This window comes from Shewanella litoralis, from assembly GCF_009828585.1.
GTDB lineage: Bacteria > Pseudomonadota > Gammaproteobacteria > Enterobacterales > Shewanellaceae > Shewanella > Shewanella litoralis.
In genome coordinates, this window is record NZ_WSRZ01000001.1 from 1 (window position 1) to 17,929 (window position 17,929).

The following is a 17,929-nucleotide window of genomic DNA, read 5'->3' on the forward strand; positions in this document are numbered from 1 at the left end:
AGATAGACTGGGCGGTCTGCTATATAACAATAAACGCAAAAAAGTCACAACAAAGAAAATCTAGAAAAGACATAACGTTAGATGGAATTTTTGCAGGCCTTAATGCTTAAGGTCCAGTGCATGAAGCTACGTTAACTTCGATTTCTTTGATGAGTTTACGCTCACTTGGAATACCGAAAAGGTAACCCAATAACATGATTTTAAACAGTCTGACGGGGTCGACCGGTGGGCGGCCATTATTAGGGCAATAGAGGTGGGCAACTTCGTCACGAATAAACTCAAAATCAACGGACTTATCGATGAGACGAACGAGGTGATTTTGGGGAACAAGCTCCTCAAGGGTCACCATCTCTAATTCATATTGCTGTGGACTAGGCTCTCGAAGCATGATGATAAACTTGGTTATTATCTGTACTTCTATTAGATCAAAGCCCTAGACGAATGTCTAGAGCTTTGTCAGCAGTCTGAAAAACCTCTCAAACATAAGCTTGAGAGGTTTTTGTTATCGACTTAGCTCGCACGTTTTACCGTGCTATACGCGCTAAATACGACTTAGGCTGTTTGTGCTTGTAATGATCTGTTGCGATAAATTTTCACTAGGTGATAAATATTGATACAAGCAACAAAGGCATTCATGCCTGCTACAGGCCAAGCTTCGATTGAATATCCATAAGCAACAAAGAAAGCACAACCTAGAAAATTTAACCATCTTAATAAAATGATGTCTTTCATCATCAAAGAGATAGCAACCATAACCGATGCTGCATAACCTAAGACTTCAATCAAATCGATATTTTCCATAAGAACCTCAATTTCAGGCTCTCTGCCTTCCGTAAGCGTAACGGGGGATCCATGCCCCTAAAGCTAGCAAAAAATTTAAACTAACATTAATAATCTACGTAATATGCTAACAAACTGCTGCACAAAATTGTAATTAAAAAACGTATTAGGATGACTTAAATCAACATATATCGGCTAATCAGTTCAAATTGAAAGAAAATTACTTCCAAAATTGATCCTTGTTCTGTATTTAGGCTAATCCGCTTATTTTATGGGTTTACACAATATGTTGATTTACAACAATCACGTGATTGATAAGGCTTTTAATTTCGCAAAAAGCTCATATAATTCATTTATCTTTGCTTTACCCAGCAATTATCTTTGCTGCCTAACAGGAGTTAAATATGGAATACAACACCTCAGAACTCTGCGACATGTATATTGATGTAGTTGATGTCGTAGAACCAATGTTCAGTAACTACGGTGGTTGCAGCTCTTTCGGTGGCTCAATCAGTACCATTAAGTGTTTTGAAGATAACGGCCTGATTGCTGACGCTTTAGAAGAAGATGGTGAAGGCAAAGTGCTATTAGTTGATGGCGGCGGGTCGTTAAGACGTGCATTGCTTGATGCCAGAATTGCTGAGCTGGCTGTCGCAAACAACTGGGAAGGCATTATTATTTATGGTTCAGTGCGCGATGTTGACGCACTAGAAGAATTAGATATTGGTATTCAAGCCATTGCCTCTATTCCTGTTGGTGCTGAAGGTAATGGTGTCGGCGAAGTTGAAATTCCGGTTAACTTTGGCGGCGTAACCTTCCTACCTGGTGACCATATCTATGCAGATAATACTGGGGTAATTTTATCTCCAGAACCATTGGATATTGAATAATACCCACCAGATATCGCGTCATTGCTAAGCACTTTGTTGCAGCTGGCCGACAACCGACTTAAAAGCCAGCTATGCTGGTTTTTTTATGCCGATTTCAGGACTATTTAACAGTGAGGCACATTATGTTTACTGCGTTTACTGAGCAACATTGTCAAAAGCTGCTCCATATCAGAGCTAATGAAACTAAATTAGGTCAGCAAGTTTTACTGGCTAACGCTGAACTATCGCTTGAGCAAAATGCACAACATGCGGCATCACAGGGCGCGCGATTTGCCATTATTGCCATAACAGAAGATGTCGGCCCACGAGCAAATTTAGGCCGAGGTGGCGCAAACGATGCCTTTAATGCGAGTGTCAGCCAATTTATTAATCTGCAATCTAATCGGTTTTTAGACGGAAATGAGTGCGTCATCCTCGGGCAAATTAGCCTCGCATCTTCACCAGAAGCAACCGCCGATATTGATGAGCTTCGCCAGGCCACTGCTGAGCTAGATAACTTAGTTATCGAAGCTGCAACCCATATATTGCAGGCCGGATTAGAACCAATCGTGATTGGTGGCGGTCACAACAATGCATATGGGTTACTCATGGCGACCAAAGCCTATAACGGCTTACCTGTGGCGGCGGTCAATCTAGACCCTCACAGTGATTTCAGGCCCCGAGAAGGACGTCATAGCGGTAACGGCTTTAGTTATGCCGCCGCAAGTGGCGCGCTAGACCACTATCATATTTTAGGGTTACATGAGCTCAAAAATAGCGAAGCAACCCTTGAACAATTAAGTCTTTTTGGTGCCACATGGCATAGTTTTCAACAAATTTGGGTGCGCCGTGAACTGCCACTTGAAACTGCGTTAAAACACATTGCCAAAGGGTTAAATCAAACCCAATTACCGGTAGCATTAGAACTCGATGTAGACGCGATTGCCAATATGCCCAGCAGTGCAGCTACATTTGCCGGTATTCCGCTACTTGATGCCTGCCACTATGTGCACTATATCGCTAAGCACTGCCCATGCAATTATGTGCACTTTGCCGAAGCGGCGCCAGCATGCCATCACGCGGGGCAAAATGCGGGTTATCGAGATGTGGGCCAGGGACTGAGCGAGTTAATCTATGCTTATATTCAAGGGCGATTAGCAAGGCTGAATTAGAATCCCCTGAAGCTATTCATTAAAGGCTAATTTTATGCTCTAATGCAGGGCAATTTTTTAGCCTTTGATAGTGACGTTAATCAGGGTTAATCGACGCGAGAGCATTGCTGCGTGTTAAGATGATGTGAGCCACTGAGCGTGTATGCACAACAACTAATTGATTGTTGTCACACTCTAGCACCACAGTGTTTCAGCAATCATTGGCAATGACTTACACTCGCTATTACTTACACTCGCAATGAATAATCGCACATTATAGGAATATACCGATGTCTGAGGGCGAACCAAAGAACACTCATTTTGGATATAAAACCGTCGAAGCGGATAAAAAGGCTGATTTAGTGGCAGATGTGTTTCACTCTGTCGCCGCAAAATACGACATTATGAATGACGTGATGTCTTTTGGTATTCACCGCTTTTGGAAGCGCCACACTATCGAAACAGCGGCAGCACGCCCGGGAATGAAAGTACTAGATCTCGCTGGCGGTACCGGTGATTTAACCGCTAAGTTTTCACATTTAGTTGGCGATCGCGGTCAGGTGGTACTGGCAGATATTAACGATTCAATGCTCAAAGTGGGCCGCACTAAACTGCGCGATAAAGGCATAGTCAATAACGTGAGTTATGTGCAAGCCAATGCTGAAGCATTACCGTTTCCAGACAACCACTTCGACATTATTACCATTGCCTTTGGTTTGCGTAATGTCACCGATAAAGATGCTGCGCTTCGTTCAATGCTGCGTGTATTAAAGCCAGGTGGCAAACTATTGGTTCTTGAGTTTTCAACGCCTAAGCATGAATTAATGCGTAAAGTGTACGACATGTACAGCTTTAAAGTGTTGCCAAAAATGGGCGAGCTGATCACCAAAGATGCCGACAGCTATGAATACCTTGCTGAGTCAATTCGCATGCATCCTGATCAAGAAACCCTTAAACAGATGATGGTTGACGCCGGCTTTGAACAAGTTGACTACACCAACATGACCGATGGTGTTGTGGCATTGCACAAAGGTTATAAGTTCTAATGGTACCCAATCAGTTTGCTTTGTTAGTTTGTGCGGCTATCGAAACAGGTTTTAATCGATTACCGCCACAAGCTAAAGATGATTATGCCCGGCAGAAATCATTGCATGGCAAGGTGATTTGTATTCAGCTGAGCCAGTTAAGCTGGCCAATCTACCTCGTGTTTGCCAAGCAAATCCAGGTCTTGAGCTATTACGAAGGTGATGTCGCGGTGACCGTTAATGCCGATGCATCAACCCTTTATCAATTAACCGAAGGGGTCAATTTAACTGAATTAATTAAACAAGATAAACTCAGCCTCGACGGTGATATCCAACTGTTGCAAACACTTAGCCACTATCTACACAATATTCATTTCGATTTTGCAGAGCCTTTGTCACGCTATATTGGCGATGCTCCAACTCATAAGTTAGTCACTGGCATAAAGCATTTCGGACAAGAAATGAAGCAAGTCATGCAAAAAACTCGCTCGCATATTAGCCAATTGACAACCGAAGAGTATCGCCTTGCTCCGCACAAAATTGAGATGCTCCATTTTAGTGATAATATCGAAGAGTTGGTGAGCCAAACTGAGCGTATCGAAGCTAAAATAGCTAAACTAAGAGAGCAAATAATTCAATGACATTTGCAAGTATCAAGCGTGGTTACCATGTCATTAAAACCATTCTGCATTATGGCTTAGATGACCTCATACCTCGACATAAAAAGCCGTGGTATTTTGTCATTTTACGTAATAGCTTATTTTGGCTGCGTAACAAACACAAAGCCAAGTCCGCCGCCGAACGCTTAAAATTAGCCATGCAAGAGTTAGGTCCTGTTTACATCAAGCTGGGGCAAATGCTATCGACTCGTCGTGATTTGCTCGACGATGAATGGGCTTATCAACTCGCCATGTTACAAGACAGAGTGCCACCATTTGATTCGACTTTAGCCCGCGAAGCCATTGAGGCAGAGCTTGGTGCACCTATCTATACCTACTTTGATGACTTTGATGATACACCATTAGCATCTGCCTCTATCTCGCAAGTGCACACCGCTATTTTAAAATCTAACGGTAAAGACGTGGTACTTAAGGTGCTGCGCCCGAATGTGGAGCAACAAATCTTAGCGGATCTACAGTTGATGACTCAAACCGCTAATTTACTAGAGGCGATACTCGGTGAAGGTAACCGTTTACGCCCAGCGGAAGTCATTGAAGATTACCAAACCACCATTTTAGGCGAGCTTAATTTAAAACTTGAAGCACTGAACGCCATTAAATTACGCAATAACTTTATCGACTCAAATGCGCTTTATGTGCCTTTTGTTTACGAAGAACACAGCTACGAGCGCTTAATGGTCATGGAACGAATTTACGGTATTCCGGTATCCGACACCGAAGCGCTGCGCGCTCAAGGCACTAACTTTAAACTGCTTGCAGAACGTGGTGTAGAACTGTTTTTTACCCAGGTGTTTCGTGACAACTTTTTCCATGCAGACATGCACCCTGGTAATATTTTTATTAGCCGTGAACACCCTGATGACCCGTTCTATATCGGTCTAGACTGCGGTATTATGGGTACCTTAACCGAGGTCGATAAGCGCTACCTGGCAGAAAACTTTTTAGCCTTTTTTAATCGTGACTATCACCGCATCGCACAACTGTATATTGAGTCAGGCTGGGTGTCGGAACACACCGACATTATCGCCTTTGAACAGGCCGTAAAAGTGGTATGCGAACCCATGTTTAACAAGCCATTAGATGAAATCTCATTTGGTCACGTACTACTCGAGTTATTTCGCACCGCACGCCATTTTGACATTGTAGTGCAACCGCAATTGGTACTGCTTGAAAAAACCCTACTGTATATCGAGGGATTAGGCCGTCAGTTATATCCGCAACTCGACTTATGGCAAACAGCCAAACCGTTTCTTGAAAATTGGATGTCAGAACAAGTTGGCCCTAAAGCCATGTTCAACAAAGTGAAGTCTAACGCGCCATTTTGGGCTGACAAATTACCTGAGTTTCCAGAGCTGATTTACGACAACTTAAAGCTGGGGCGAAAACTACTCGGCACCCAGCAACAAATGTTAGATAAGTATTTGCGTTACCAACAAAAATCGCACAAGAGTAATTACCTGCTGATCACATCTGCAATATTGTTGATCTGTGGCACAATTTTAATCTCTCAAATCGCTACACTATGGCCAGCATATGCCTGTATTGGTGCAGGTGTGGTAATTTGGGCGATAGGATGGCGATCTAGGCCAAAGAATCGTAAATTTTAGCTAGCACTAATTTATTAGAGGTTCATAATACTTAAAGAATTGGATGGTATTGTGAGTGTCTTACATAACGTTGTACAAAAACCATTTTTTATTTAAAGAGGATAATCTTCATGGGCGGCATCAGTATTTGGCAGCTTCTAATCGTTGCATTAATTGTTATTTTATTATTTGGAACTAAAAAATTACGCTCTTTAGGCGGTGATTTAGGTGGAGCAGTCAAGGGCTTTAAAAATGCCATGTCTCCAGAAGAAGAAAACAAATCAATAGAAGACAAAGACAAAGCAACAGACCAAACTGCAGCGACTTCGCAACAGGCAGCTGAAAAGCAACCTGAATCTAAAGATAAACAGGCGTAATTTATTATGTTTGACGGTATCGGCTTTATGGAGCTGCTGCTAATTGGTGTTTTGGGGCTTGTAGTACTCGGCCCCGAAAGACTACCGGTTGCGGTACGTTCGGTAACAGGTTGGATCCGCGCACTCAAGCGCATGGCTAACTCTGTCAAAGATGAACTTGAACAAGAATTGAAAATTGAGCAATTACACTCTGATTTAAAAAAAGCAGAGAGTAAAGGCTTAGCCAATTTATCACCTGAACTGAAAGAGTCAATTGAACAGCTAAAACAAGCGGCTGAATCAGTTAACAGACCTTATAAGGTCGAAGATGTCTCTCCAGTTGCTTCGACACCAGAGACTGCATCGGCAGCGAGCACAACTGACGCTCAACCCGCCGACAAAACGCCTGAAAACAGTTCACTTCCTAAATCTAACGGATAATTCATGTCGCAACAGCAACCGCTAATCAGCCATTTGCTTGAATTACGTAACAAATTGCTTAAAGCGATTGGCAGTGTGTTACTTGTATTCATTGCTATTGTGTATTGGGCAAATGATATCTACCACTACATCGCGTTACCGCTAATGCGCTCATTGCCAGAAACGGGCAGTATGATTGCAACAGACGTAGCAGCGCCATTTTTTGCCCCTTTTAAATTGACTTTAGTACTCGCATTTTTTATTGCTATCCCCTATGTACTCTATCAAATATGGTCTTTTGTCGCACCAGGCTTATATAAACACGAAAAACGCCTTGTTGTGCCACTACTGACCAGTAGCACCTTGTTATTTTATTTGGGTATCGCATTTGCTTATTACATTGTGTTCCCTGTTGTATTTGGTTTCTTTACCAGTGTGGCTCCTGAAGGTGTGCAAGTCGCCACGGATATCAGCAGTTACTTAAGCTTTATCCTGAAGTTATTTTTTGCTTTTGGATTAGCCTTTGAGATCCCAGTTGCCGTAGTTCTATTATGTTGGGCAGGTGTCACAACGCCCGATGAACTGCGTCAAAAACGCCCTTATATTGTGGTTGGCGCGTTTGTGATTGGTATGTTGTTGACTCCACCCGATATTATTTCTCAGACTATGCTAGCGATACCAATGCTGTTATTGTTTGAAGGTGGCTTGATTGCTGCACGTTTTTACAGTAAAAAAGAAGAAGATGACGTGCCAGAGAACGAGCACGCTGATAGCTAAATAAAAATGGCCTTAATTGGCCATTTTTTTGCTAGACAAATAATAAGGAAGAAACAATGCGTTTATGTTTAATTGCCACTGGTATCTTATTGATGTCAGTTAATGCACAAGCCAATACTCAACTCGTCGATCAATTATCTGTTTGTGCAACCAAATCCAATAATGCTGAACGCCTAAGTTGTTATGACCAGCTCGCAGCCAATGTAGAATCCGTTGCCATGCCTCAGGCAGCACCAACCCAGGTTGAAGTAACAGAAATAGCTCAAGCACCTGTGGTGACACTACCTGTAGTGACTAAGACCACTCCAGCGTCACCTATTACAACAACCAAAGTAACACCAGAACTAAAAGTAGAAGATTTTGGTTTGCAGAAAAAAGTCGTTGAGGATGAAGTTAGCAAACTTTACTTTACCGTCGCTAAAGTGTCTAAAACAGCCAGTGGCGCAATTGTTATTACGTTAGACAATGGCCAGGTTTGGCAACAAACTAACGCCGAACGCTATAAAGTTAAAAAAGGGCAAGTGGTTTATATTGAAACAGGTGCGTTAAACTCATTTTTAATGGGCAGTGATGAGCGAAATGCTACCACTCGAGTTAAACGACTAAAATAGCACGCGCTATTGACCTCTATGACTCAATATATCGACATCGCGGTTAACCTGCTCAGCGAAAGGTTAAAACACGACATTGACTCGATCATTAATGATGCGGCGAAACACCATGTTTCGCCGTTAATTGTTATTGGTAGCGATTTAGATGAAAGCGCTGAAGCCAGCGTGGTTAGTCAACAGTATCCACTGCAACTGTTTAGCACTGCGGGGGTCCACCCTCATCAAGCATCGAGCTGGGACGCACAAAGCAGCGATAAACTAAAACAATTGGCCTTACAGCCGAGTGTTGTTGCCATAGGTGAATGCGGCCTTGACTATAATCGTGACTTTTCACCGAGGCCTGCCCAACGTCAGGCATTTGCCGCGCAGTTAGCATTGGCGTGTGATCTTAATATGCCAGTATTGATGCACTGCCGAGATGCTCATCAAGATTTTATTGCCATTGTAAATGAGTATAGAAGCGACTTACCTAAAGGCTTACTCCATTGCTTTACCGGGACTAAAGATGAGTTAGCGGCTTGTTTAGCGGCCGATTTATACATTGGTATTACTGGCTGGATTTGCGATGAGCGTCGCGGACAAGAACTTGCACAGCTAGTGCCATTAATCCCTAACAACCGCATAATGGCAGAAACTGACAGTCCCTATTTACTACCGCGCAGCATGCGGCCTAAGCCTAAATCGAGCAAAAATTTACCCCAGTATTTACCCTATATCGTTCAAGTGATGGCACAACTGCGCCAGCAACCTGAAGCTGAACTGGCGCAGTATTGCTTTCAAAACAGCTGTGACTTTTTTGGATTACCGATTACATTGCTGGAGGTTGTTAATTGATGAGCATCCTTAGCTTTGCTGGTTTACCATCAAGATTGACATACTATTCCAGTCTGTTGTTAGGATTATGTTTACTCCTTGCAAGCCAACTGAGTTGGGCTAACACCATCCAAACCGTTCCACTCAGACTCACCTCAGATTCAATTACTAAAATTGACTTACAAGATTGGATTTACGTCCATAAAAGCCAAAACATAAGCCAACTGACCAAGCTTTTGGAGCAACCAGATAGCACATGGAAAAAGTTTGAAGATAATCAACCACAACGTATTGGGGTTCAAAACTATTGGGTTACTTTCAGCATATACAACCCAGACGATTACCTTTCACGCATTATTGCGTTAGACAACCCGCTCCTGGACAGCGTAGTCATATACCACTTTATTAATGGTGAACTGGTTAATGCACAACAGATGGGTGACTCATTACCGTTTAAACAGCGACCCCTTTTGAGTAATATTTTTTTATACCCTGTTGAACTACAACCCGGTGATACTCACAAATTTTATATCAAAGTTGACAGTCTTGGCAGCATTAGCTTACCGCTTGTTTTATGGTCTTCAAACGACTTAACCCAATTAACAGAAACCAAAAATCTCTATATTGGCATGCAAATAGGCCTACTTATCGCCATTAGCTTGTTCAGTTTCTTTATCGCATTAGCCTCAACCTCATACAGTTATAGCTATTACAGTGGTTATGTTCTCGGGCTCACCATACTCACAGCCAGCATATACGGCGTGGCATTTCGCTATTTATGGCCGCAATGGCCCATTATGCAGCAGTACATATTTACCATTATCATCCCGCTAACACTGGGATTTTCATTAATGTTTACTGAAAAAGCATTGCAGCTTAAATATCACAATCTAAAAATGTTGCGTATTTGCCGAGTCATGGCAGCTATCTCATTTTCTTTAGCGGTAATAACGCCCTTTATTAACTATAGTTCGGCGATTTATATTTTAGTGTTTGTTGTACTTACTATGAGCACCATTCTCGTTACCTTCTCGCTTATCCAGGCTTTTGTTGGCCAACGCAATGCAACTTTATACGCCCTAGGCCGTCTGGCTTTATTAATTGGCTGCATTCTGACGGGGCTGTTATATGTAGGTATAATTAAACTGGATATAGCGCCGCAAATACCCACCATGATAGGGCTAACATTTGAGGTATTCACTATGGCGGCGGTACTCGCTTTACGATACAGCGATGAACGCAAAGCCAAATTTAATATTCAGCAGCAAGCACTCGAGCAAGCGCAGCGGATCCGTGAAGTACGTGAAGAAGCATTACATGCTGAAGCAGAAAACAGTGAAAAACTGGAACAAATGGTGCAAGAGCGCACGCTAGAATTAGAAATAACCCTGCGTGAACTCCATGAAGTGAATCAAAAACTCACCGAGCAAAACACCATCGACAGTCTCACTGGCGTTAAAAACCGTAGCGCATTTGATCGCCGCTTGATCGCAGAAGGCCGTATTAGCCGCAGACAACAAACCCCGATGGCGTTATTGATGATTGATATTGATAAATTTAAAAATATTAACGATCAATACGGTCACCTTGCTGGGGACTATTCCATCAAAATGATAGCCCATACATTATCTGAATTTTTAAAACGCCCAACCGATCTCGTATCACGTTTTGGTGGTGAAGAGTTTGCTATCATTCTCCCCAGCACCGATGACGAAGGCGCCCTATTAGTTGCTGAACAAATTCGTCAGGCGATCAGTGAACAAGACATAACACATAACGGTCAACATATCCCATTAACCGTCAGTATTGGCGTGAGTGCCGATATCATCGACAGTGATGAGCATCCAATGTTATTACTTGAACAAGCAGACAAAGCACTGTATCAAGCTAAACGCAGTGGCAGAAATAAAGTGTGCTATTACGCACTCAAAGCAGACCAGATCTAACCCAGGAGTCGAAATTGAATATTATTACTAGTGCCTTCCCTCAGCGCAGAATGCGCCGCATGCGTAAACATGACTTTAGTCGTCGTTTGATGTCTGAAAACACCTTGACGGTCAATGATCTGATTTACCCGATGTTTGTATTAGAAGGGTTTCAACGTTCAGAAAAAGTCGCCTCTATGCCAGGTGTTGAGCGATATTCCATTGATTTATTATTAAAAGAAGCCACTGAATTAGTTGAGTTAGGGATTCCACTCATTGCTTTATTCCCTGTAACGCCAGTCGACAAAAAAAGTTTATTAGCTGAAGAGTCATACAACCCTGATGGTCTGGTTCAACGCGCCGTTCGCGAACTAAAACAAGCCTTCCCGCAGCTAGGCATTATGACTGACGTCGCGTTAGATCCGTTCACCACACATGGCCAAGATGGCATTATTGATGACACAGGCTACATACTTAACGACATCACCACTGAAATATTAGTTAAGCAAGCCTTATCGCATGCAGAAGCCGGCGCTGACATTGTTGCGCCATCAGATATGATGGACGGCCGTATTGGTGCGATTAGACAAGCATTAGAAGAAAAGGGCTTTGTGAACACCCAAATCATGGCGTACTCAGCTAAATACTCTTCAAGCTATTATGGACCTTTCCGTGATGCTGTCGGTTCTGCAGGTAACTTAAAAGGTGGCAATAAACATAGCTACCAAATGGATCCTGCCAACAGCGATGAAGCATTACACGAAGTCGCACTGGATATACAAGAAGGGGCAGACATGGTGATGGTGAAGCCAGGTATGCCTTATTTAGACATTGTACGTCGTGTCAAAACAGAACTTGCTGTGCCAACATTTGCTTACCAGGTCAGTGGAGAATATGCCATGCACATGGCAGCGATTCAAAATGGTTGGTTAGCCGAAAAAGCCATTGTGATGGAATCGTTGCTTTGCTTTAAACGCGCTGGAGCAGACGGTATTTTAACTTACTTTGCCAAACGTGCCGCTCAATGGTTAAAAGAACACAATTAGTATCAACTGCTCAATTTAGCATCACTGATTAACGGTAAAGCCAATCATCTTAATGACTGGCTTTATTTTTTAGTGATCTACTTAGCATCAATACTCCCCCAGTCTTAACAGATCCTTATTAGCATGATTGAATACACCCAAGCATTTCCCGAAGAACTTCTTCTTAAGTGAGGCATTATCATGCACAATAACGTTAAGACATTATTGGCCACAACCGCACTGTTTTTCAGTACTCAAATGTTACCTATGAGCGTTAGCGCAAACCCTGGCTGTGCATTTGAAGAAGAAAACCAAGGCTTTATTGCGACATGCAGCGAGGAGAAACAAGAAGTGATTTTAACCGGCATCATTGAACCACAAACCCTAACCACTACATTACCAGGCTACGCTGATGGTTTTGCAAGCTATCAAGTTGATGCGCAAGCAATAGCAGTACTAAAAGCCATTGAGGTACCCACTCAAATAGTGGTGATTATTGGTACCTGGTGCCCAGATTGTCACCGTGAAACGCCGCATTTTATGCGGGTCATCGAAGCGGCAGCAAATCCCAATATTCAGGTTGAATACATCGGCGTAGACCGAAGCAAACAAGACCCTGAAGGTTTGGCAGCCAAGTATGCATTTAGCCGTATTCCAACCTTTATTGTTAAGCAGCAAGGTAATGAGTTAGGTCGTATCGTTGAACGCCCAAAAGTGACCTTAGAAGCTGATCTAGTTGAAATTTTAAAATAAATATCTTTAGCATACGCGTTTAATAAACCAAAAAAATAGGTCGCCATGGCGACCTATTTTTATGTTCAAAATGCCCAAGTCATTGATTATCAAGTTGCTTTGCTGCAATACGATCGGCCAATAGTTGCAATACGCCTTCGCGCAATGCCCCTCCCGCAAGATGCAAACTGCTGATAGACAAGCTTTCAAACAATGCTGTCAGTATCGCAACACCAGCTGCAAATGTCGGTGCTTGCTCAGCATCAAGGCCATTAATGCCAGCTAAACTCGCATCACTTTGGGCTAAAATCTCTGCCCTAAAAGCCAATAAAGTCTTTGGGGTGATAATCGCTGAACGTTGTCTGTGTTGTAACACTGACACCACCGATTGCACGGCACCAGAAGCGCCAAGCACAGCCTGCCACCCCAACGACAGCAATTGCTCGCGATGTTCACTTAGCATGACATTGACGTACTTAATGGCTTGCTCAAAATCAATATTTTGTAAGGGATACTGATTAAAAAAGCGTTGATTAAATAACACGCAGCCCATTGGTACGCTGGTTTTAAACAACACGTTGTTGCCATCACCAATAATAAACTCGGTACTCGCGCCACCAATATCAATCACTAAACGACGACCGTCACCTTGTGTTGTTGCCACCATACCTTGATAAATCAGCTCTGCTTCACGCAAACCTGAAATCACTTCGATGGGGTGTTGTAAAATGGGCAACGCGCGGCGATGAAACTCATCAGCATTATTGATAACGCGTAATGTCGCCGTAGCAAATACGGCAACATTATCACTCGCAATATGATGTTGCTTAAGCATAGACGCAAACATGGCCAAACAATCTAAGCCACGCATAATCACATCTTCAGACAACATGCCATCGTCACCGATGCCTTCTGCAAGACGCACTTTACGCTTGTATTTAGCGATAACAGTAGGTTTATTGCCTACCGTATTAGCCACTAACATATTAAAACTGTTAGACCCTAACGTAATCGCTGCATAGGGTTTAGAAACATTCGACTCTGGCATTTACGTTGGTCTGCGAGTCCTGTGACGCGGTGGACGGCTATTACCGCCACTACGGTGCGCACCTTTGCTTGCTCCGCCATCACGAGTACGTGATGTTGGGTGCTTACGATGAATACGCACTGGTGGTGGAATATCATCTAACAAAGCGGCTTGATCGTAATCAGATACCGGAATTGAATGAGTGATATAGGTTTCAATCGCAGGTAAGTTAAGTGCATATTCTTCACATGCAAAACTGATTGACACACCGGTTTTACCCGCACGGCCTGTACGGCCAATACGATGCACATAATCTTCACAGTCATCAGGCAAATCATAGTTATAAACATGTGATACATCAGAGATATGCAACCCACGCGCAGCCACATCTGTTGCCACTAAAATATCTAAATCACCTGTTGTAAACTGCTCAAGAATACGGATGCGTTTCTTTTGCGGTACATCGCCCGTTAACAACCCAACACGATGTCCATCACCTTCTAAGTATGACCATAACTTTTCACAGCTATGTTTGGTGTTAGAAAATACAATCGCTTTATCTGGCCAATCTTCTTCGATTAACGTAAGCAATAAACGCATCTTGTCTTCCATCGACGGGTAGAAAATCTCCTCTTTAATATTTTTAGAGGTTTTTTCTAACGGCGCGATTTCGACCTTTTCAGGGTCATTCATGTGATCATAAGCTAATTCCTGCACTTTCATTGAAAGGGTGGCAGAAAATAACATGTTTAATCGTGACTGGGCATCAGGCATCCTGCGAAATAAAAAGCGAATGTCTTTAATGAACCCTAAGTCGAACATACGGTCTGCTTCATCAAGCACAACCGCTTGAATGTGATTTAAACTAATCACACCCTGGCGAACGTAATCAATAATACGTCCCGTAGTGCCGATTAAAATATCAACACCTTTGTCGAGCACTTCTCGCTGTGTTTCGTAGCTTTCGCCACCGTAAACAATACCGACTTTAAGGCCAGTATGTTTAGCCAGTAAGTTAGCGTCTTTAGCAATTTGTATTGCCAGTTCGCGGGTTGGCGCCATGATAATAGCGCGTGGTTCGGTTGCTTTGCGGCCCTCTGGCGCAGCAACGGTAAGCAAATGGTTAAACGTGGCAACTAAAAACGCCATGGTTTTACCGGTACCGGTTTGGGCTTGTCCGGCGATGTCTTTTGCTTTCAGTAAAATCGGTAAAGATAACGCCTGAATGGGCGTGCAAAACTCAAACCCGTTTTCATTTAATGCCGCAAGTACTTCAGGCTTTAAAGGGAAGTCGGCGAATTTTTGGGTCGATAAATGTGTTTGGCTCATAGCACAAGCATACCTGTAGGGGTTGCAAAAAAAGATTCGATCGTTTGAAATAGCTACATTATTAAAACGGTCTCTTGAAAAGCTATTTAACTGACCCAATATACATGGTAAGCCATTAATAAACTAGCAATGGAACCAAATCTGGAGAACAACATGAGCGATAAAATTGTATACCTTAGCGATGACGGCTTTGAAAACGACGTATTAAAGTCTGAATTACCGATTTTAGTAGACTTCTGGGCTGAGTGGTGTGGTCCTTGTAAAATGATTGCCCCAATCTTAAACGACGTTGCTGAAGAGTATGCTGGCAAGTTGGTTGTGGCAAAATTAAACGTTGACCAAAACAACGTTTCACCAGCTAAATATGGCGTACGCGGTATTCCTACATTGCTTATGTTTAAAGGCGGTGAATTAGTGGCAACTAAGGTGGGCGCACTGTCTAAGACACAATTAAAAGAGTTTATTGACGCTCAGATCTAAGCATCAAACAGACTAAAAGTGTTAAACGGCACAAGTTTTATACAATTTGTGCCGTTTTTAGATCAATTTAAGCCTAAATTTCTGGACGGCTAACACATAAAGTGCTAATTTATTCATCAGATTTTTTCAAATTAACCTCTTCTCGTTTATCAATCACATAATTTCTTTTCAACCTTACTGATTGATTGCGGTAAGCTTCGTCGCGTAACACAAGACTCCCATACATGAATTTAACAGAATTAAAAGACACGCCCATTTCGGATCTAGTTTCTCTTGCTGAAAGCATGAAATTAGAAAACATGGCTCGTACTCGTAAGCAAGATATTATCTTCTCAATTTTAAAAGCTCACGCTAAAAGCGGAGAAGACATCTTCGGTGGCGGTGTATTAGAAATCCTCCAAGATGGATTCGGATTTTTAAGAAGTTCAGATGGCTCATACCTTGCGGGTCCAGACGACATCTACGTATCACCAAGCCAAATCCGCCGTTTTAACATGCGTACCGGTGATACCATTTTTGGTAAAATCCGCCCGCCTAAAGAAGGCGAAAGATATTTTGCACTGTTAAAAGTCAACGAAGTTAACTTTGATAAGCCAGAAAGCTCTCGTAATAAAATCCTGTTTGAAAACTTAACGCCATTGCATGCCGAAGAACGTCTTCGCATGGAACGCGGTAACGGTTCAACAGAAGATATCACCTCTCGTATACTTGATCTGTGTTCGCCTATCGGTAAAGGTCAACGTGGTTTGATTGTTGCTCCGCCTAAAGCGGGTAAAACATTATTACTGCAAAACATTGCCCAAAGTATTACTTACAACAACCCAGATGTAGTGTTGATGGTATTGCTTATCGATGAGCGTCCTGAAGAAGTAACCGAAATGCAGCGCATGGTTAAAGGTGAAGTGATTGCTTCAACCTTTGATGAACCAGCAAGCCGTCACGTTCAAGTTGCTGAGATGGTTATCGAAAAAGCTAAACGCTTAGTTGAGCACAAAAAGGACGTGGTGATTTTGTTAGACTCTATCACTCGTTTAGCACGTGCTTACAACACTGTTATCCCATCATCGGGTAAAGTATTAACCGGTGGTGTTGATGCTAACGCCCTGCACCGCCCGAAGCGTTTCTTTGGTGCTGCACGTAACATTGAACACGGTGGCAGCTTAACCATTATCGCTACCGCGTTAGTTGATACTGGCTCGAAAATGGACGAAGTGATTTACGAAGAATTTAAAGGTACCGGTAACCAAGAGTTACACCTTTCTCGTAAAGCTGCTGAAAAACGTGTATTCCCAGCGATTGACTTTAACCGCTCTGGTACACGCCGTGAAGAAAAACTAACAACGCCAGATGAACTTCAAAAGATGTGGATTTTACGTAAAATTCTCCATCCAATGGACGAAGTTTCTGCAATGGAATTCTTAATCGATAAATTGGCGATGACCAAAACCAATGAAGAATTCTTTACTGCGATGAAACGCGCCAAGTAGTTATTAACTTGTACGCAAAAAAATCGTAAAAATGCCGCTAATATTAGCGGCATTTTTTTGTGCTTTTTATGGAGAACGCCATTAGCTAAAAGTGATAGTGTAATAGCTAAAAGCAATAATCTACCATTCACAGACCGCTAATATTGAACCTATTCATCTTCATCAACAGTGTCGGCATGGCTATTAGCATCAAACTGTTCGACATTGGCAAATTGCTCAAACCAAAATGCCGAGCTGACCATTTTATATTGGCGCGATAAGCCTTCACTTGCTACCAGCTCAAGCTTCCATAAAATCCCTTCTGATTCAGGAAAATGCGTGCCTTTAATCTGGTCTTCGTACAAACGGTGCATTAAGGCATCAGGACTTAAGCCTGCAGATAATAGTCGCACCATTGCAGCATGCAACGATTCATCGAACAGGGTTAAATCATCGGCATCTTTAGCGGTAATGTTAACGCTAAACTCAACCCCTGTAGGCTGGGCAAACACACCATTAAAGGCTTCACGCAGTAAAGCGTAAGCACTGAAAAAGCGTTCATGGAACAGGCAATCAGAATACTCTTCCCACATTCTGTCGCCAACCATGTCATTGGCTAGTTGATCGATTTTGCCTTCGGTCACTTCGTCAATAAACAAATGACTCAATACAATCTTCGCGGCTTCGACGTCGCCCAAGTCATTTAGCGACATCATGCACATTTCTCGCAACTCAGTAGAATCCATGCCTTCTAAGCCATCATCAAGGCCCATTAATGCCATAAGATGTAAATAATCTTCATTTGACCAGGCGTTAGGAATTTTGCTGATTTTATGAAATGAATCGATTTGAACAGTAAACTGAGCTTGCATTGTTA

General features: G+C 42.6%; 19 protein-coding genes and 1 pseudogene. 15 read left to right on the forward strand and 5 right to left on the reverse strand.

Annotated elements, in window-relative coordinates:
- Positions 1-124: 124 nt before the first annotated feature.
- Both GQA99_RS00005 and GQA99_RS00010 read right to left on the reverse strand, forming a co-directional pair.
- A pseudogene (locus GQA99_RS00005) lies at positions 125-388 on the reverse strand (transposase); the annotation flags it as partial.
- Positions 389-552: 164 nt separating this feature from the next.
- On the reverse strand, positions 553-801 hold the full coding sequence (locus tag GQA99_RS00010; protein WP_160051775.1) for a YgjV family protein: 249 nt from the start codon (positions 799-801) through the stop codon (positions 553-555).
- Between the two features lie 383 nt (positions 802-1,184).
- Between GQA99_RS00010 and rraA the strand changes: the two genes are divergently transcribed.
- The 13 genes from rraA to GQA99_RS00075 all read left to right on the forward strand — a co-directional run bounded on the left by rraA (position 1,185) and on the right by GQA99_RS00075 (position 12,771).
- Positions 1,185-1,670, forward strand: a complete 486-nt coding sequence (rraA, locus tag GQA99_RS00015) for a ribonuclease E activity regulator RraA (RefSeq protein ID WP_160051777.1) — start codon at positions 1,185-1,187, stop codon at positions 1,668-1,670.
- A 122-nt stretch (positions 1,671-1,792) separates the two neighbouring features.
- The gene (locus GQA99_RS00020) at positions 1,793-2,821 is read left to right on the forward strand and encodes a formimidoylglutamase (RefSeq protein ID WP_160051779.1); all 1,029 of its coding nucleotides are present in this window, start codon (positions 1,793-1,795) and stop codon (positions 2,819-2,821) included.
- Between the two features lie 269 nt (positions 2,822-3,090).
- Entirely contained in the window at positions 3,091-3,846 is a 756-nt protein-coding gene (gene ubiE / locus GQA99_RS00025) for a bifunctional demethylmenaquinone methyltransferase/2-methoxy-6-polyprenyl-1,4-benzoquinol methylase UbiE (RefSeq protein WP_160051781.1), read from the forward strand.
- Entirely contained in the window at positions 3,846-4,466 is a 621-nt protein-coding gene (locus GQA99_RS00030; RefSeq protein WP_160051783.1) for a ubiquinone biosynthesis accessory factor UbiJ, read from the forward strand. The genes ubiE and GQA99_RS00030 overlap by 1 nt, the downstream gene beginning before the upstream one ends.
- Entirely contained in the window at positions 4,463-6,112 is a 1,650-nt protein-coding gene (ubiB, locus tag GQA99_RS00035) for a ubiquinone biosynthesis regulatory protein kinase UbiB (protein ID WP_160051785.1), read from the forward strand. Before GQA99_RS00030 ends, ubiB begins: the two co-directional genes overlap by 4 nt.
- Before the next feature lie 110 nt (positions 6,113-6,222).
- Positions 6,223-6,468 carry a Sec-independent protein translocase subunit TatA gene (gene tatA / locus GQA99_RS00040; protein ID WP_160051787.1) on the forward strand — a complete coding sequence of 82 codons (246 nt, stop codon included), beginning with the start codon at positions 6,223-6,225 and terminating at the stop codon, positions 6,466-6,468.
- A gap of 6 nt (positions 6,469-6,474) precedes the next feature.
- A complete protein-coding gene (gene tatB / locus GQA99_RS00045; protein WP_160051789.1) occupies positions 6,475-6,888 on the forward strand; it encodes a Sec-independent protein translocase protein TatB in 414 nt (137 codons plus the stop codon).
- Positions 6,889-6,891: 3 nt separating this feature from the next.
- Positions 6,892-7,644 carry a twin-arginine translocase subunit TatC gene (gene tatC / locus GQA99_RS00050; RefSeq protein ID WP_160051791.1) on the forward strand — a complete coding sequence of 251 codons (753 nt, stop codon included), beginning with the start codon at positions 6,892-6,894 and terminating at the stop codon, positions 7,642-7,644.
- Positions 7,645-7,700: 56 nt separating this feature from the next.
- Positions 7,701-8,255 (forward strand): hypothetical protein, encoded by a 555-nt coding sequence (locus GQA99_RS00055; protein ID WP_160051793.1) that lies wholly within the window; start codon positions 7,701-7,703, stop codon positions 8,253-8,255.
- A gap of 18 nt (positions 8,256-8,273) precedes the next feature.
- Positions 8,274-9,089, forward strand: coding sequence for a TatD family hydrolase (locus tag GQA99_RS00060; protein WP_160051795.1), 816 nt, complete (start codon positions 8,274-8,276; stop codon positions 9,087-9,089).
- Entirely contained in the window at positions 9,089-11,014 is a 1,926-nt protein-coding gene (locus GQA99_RS00065) for a sensor domain-containing diguanylate cyclase (RefSeq protein ID WP_160051797.1), read from the forward strand. The genes GQA99_RS00060 and GQA99_RS00065 overlap by 1 nt, the downstream gene beginning before the upstream one ends.
- A gap of 14 nt (positions 11,015-11,028) precedes the next feature.
- Positions 11,029-12,039 (forward strand): porphobilinogen synthase, encoded by a 1,011-nt coding sequence (gene hemB / locus GQA99_RS00070; protein WP_160051799.1) that lies wholly within the window; start codon positions 11,029-11,031, stop codon positions 12,037-12,039.
- A gap of 180 nt (positions 12,040-12,219) precedes the next feature.
- Positions 12,220-12,771, forward strand: a complete 552-nt coding sequence (locus GQA99_RS00075; RefSeq protein ID WP_160051801.1) for a thioredoxin family protein — start codon at positions 12,220-12,222, stop codon at positions 12,769-12,771.
- Between the two features lie 79 nt (positions 12,772-12,850).
- Here GQA99_RS00075 and GQA99_RS00080 read toward each other — a convergent pair whose 3' ends face one another.
- Both GQA99_RS00080 and rhlB read right to left on the reverse strand, forming a co-directional pair.
- Positions 12,851-13,798, reverse strand: coding sequence for a Ppx/GppA phosphatase family protein (locus tag GQA99_RS00080; RefSeq protein WP_160051803.1), 948 nt, complete (start codon positions 13,796-13,798; stop codon positions 12,851-12,853).
- The gene (rhlB, locus tag GQA99_RS00085; protein ID WP_160051805.1) at positions 13,799-15,106 is read right to left on the reverse strand and encodes an ATP-dependent RNA helicase RhlB; all 1,308 of its coding nucleotides are present in this window, start codon (positions 15,104-15,106) and stop codon (positions 13,799-13,801) included.
- A gap of 153 nt (positions 15,107-15,259) precedes the next feature.
- On the opposite strand from rhlB, the gene trxA reads away from it, so the two are divergent.
- Both trxA and rho read left to right on the forward strand, forming a co-directional pair.
- Entirely contained in the window at positions 15,260-15,586 is a 327-nt protein-coding gene (trxA, locus tag GQA99_RS00090) for a thioredoxin TrxA (RefSeq protein ID WP_160051807.1), read from the forward strand.
- A 224-nt stretch (positions 15,587-15,810) separates the two neighbouring features.
- On the forward strand, positions 15,811-17,073 hold the full coding sequence (gene rho / locus GQA99_RS00095; protein WP_160051809.1) for a transcription termination factor Rho: 1,263 nt from the start codon (positions 15,811-15,813) through the stop codon (positions 17,071-17,073).
- A gap of 149 nt (positions 17,074-17,222) precedes the next feature.
- Here rho and GQA99_RS00100 read toward each other — a convergent pair whose 3' ends face one another.
- Positions 17,223-17,924, reverse strand: a complete 702-nt coding sequence (locus GQA99_RS00100; RefSeq protein ID WP_160051811.1) for a hypothetical protein — start codon at positions 17,922-17,924, stop codon at positions 17,223-17,225.
- Between the last annotated feature and the right edge of the window lie 5 nt (positions 17,925-17,929).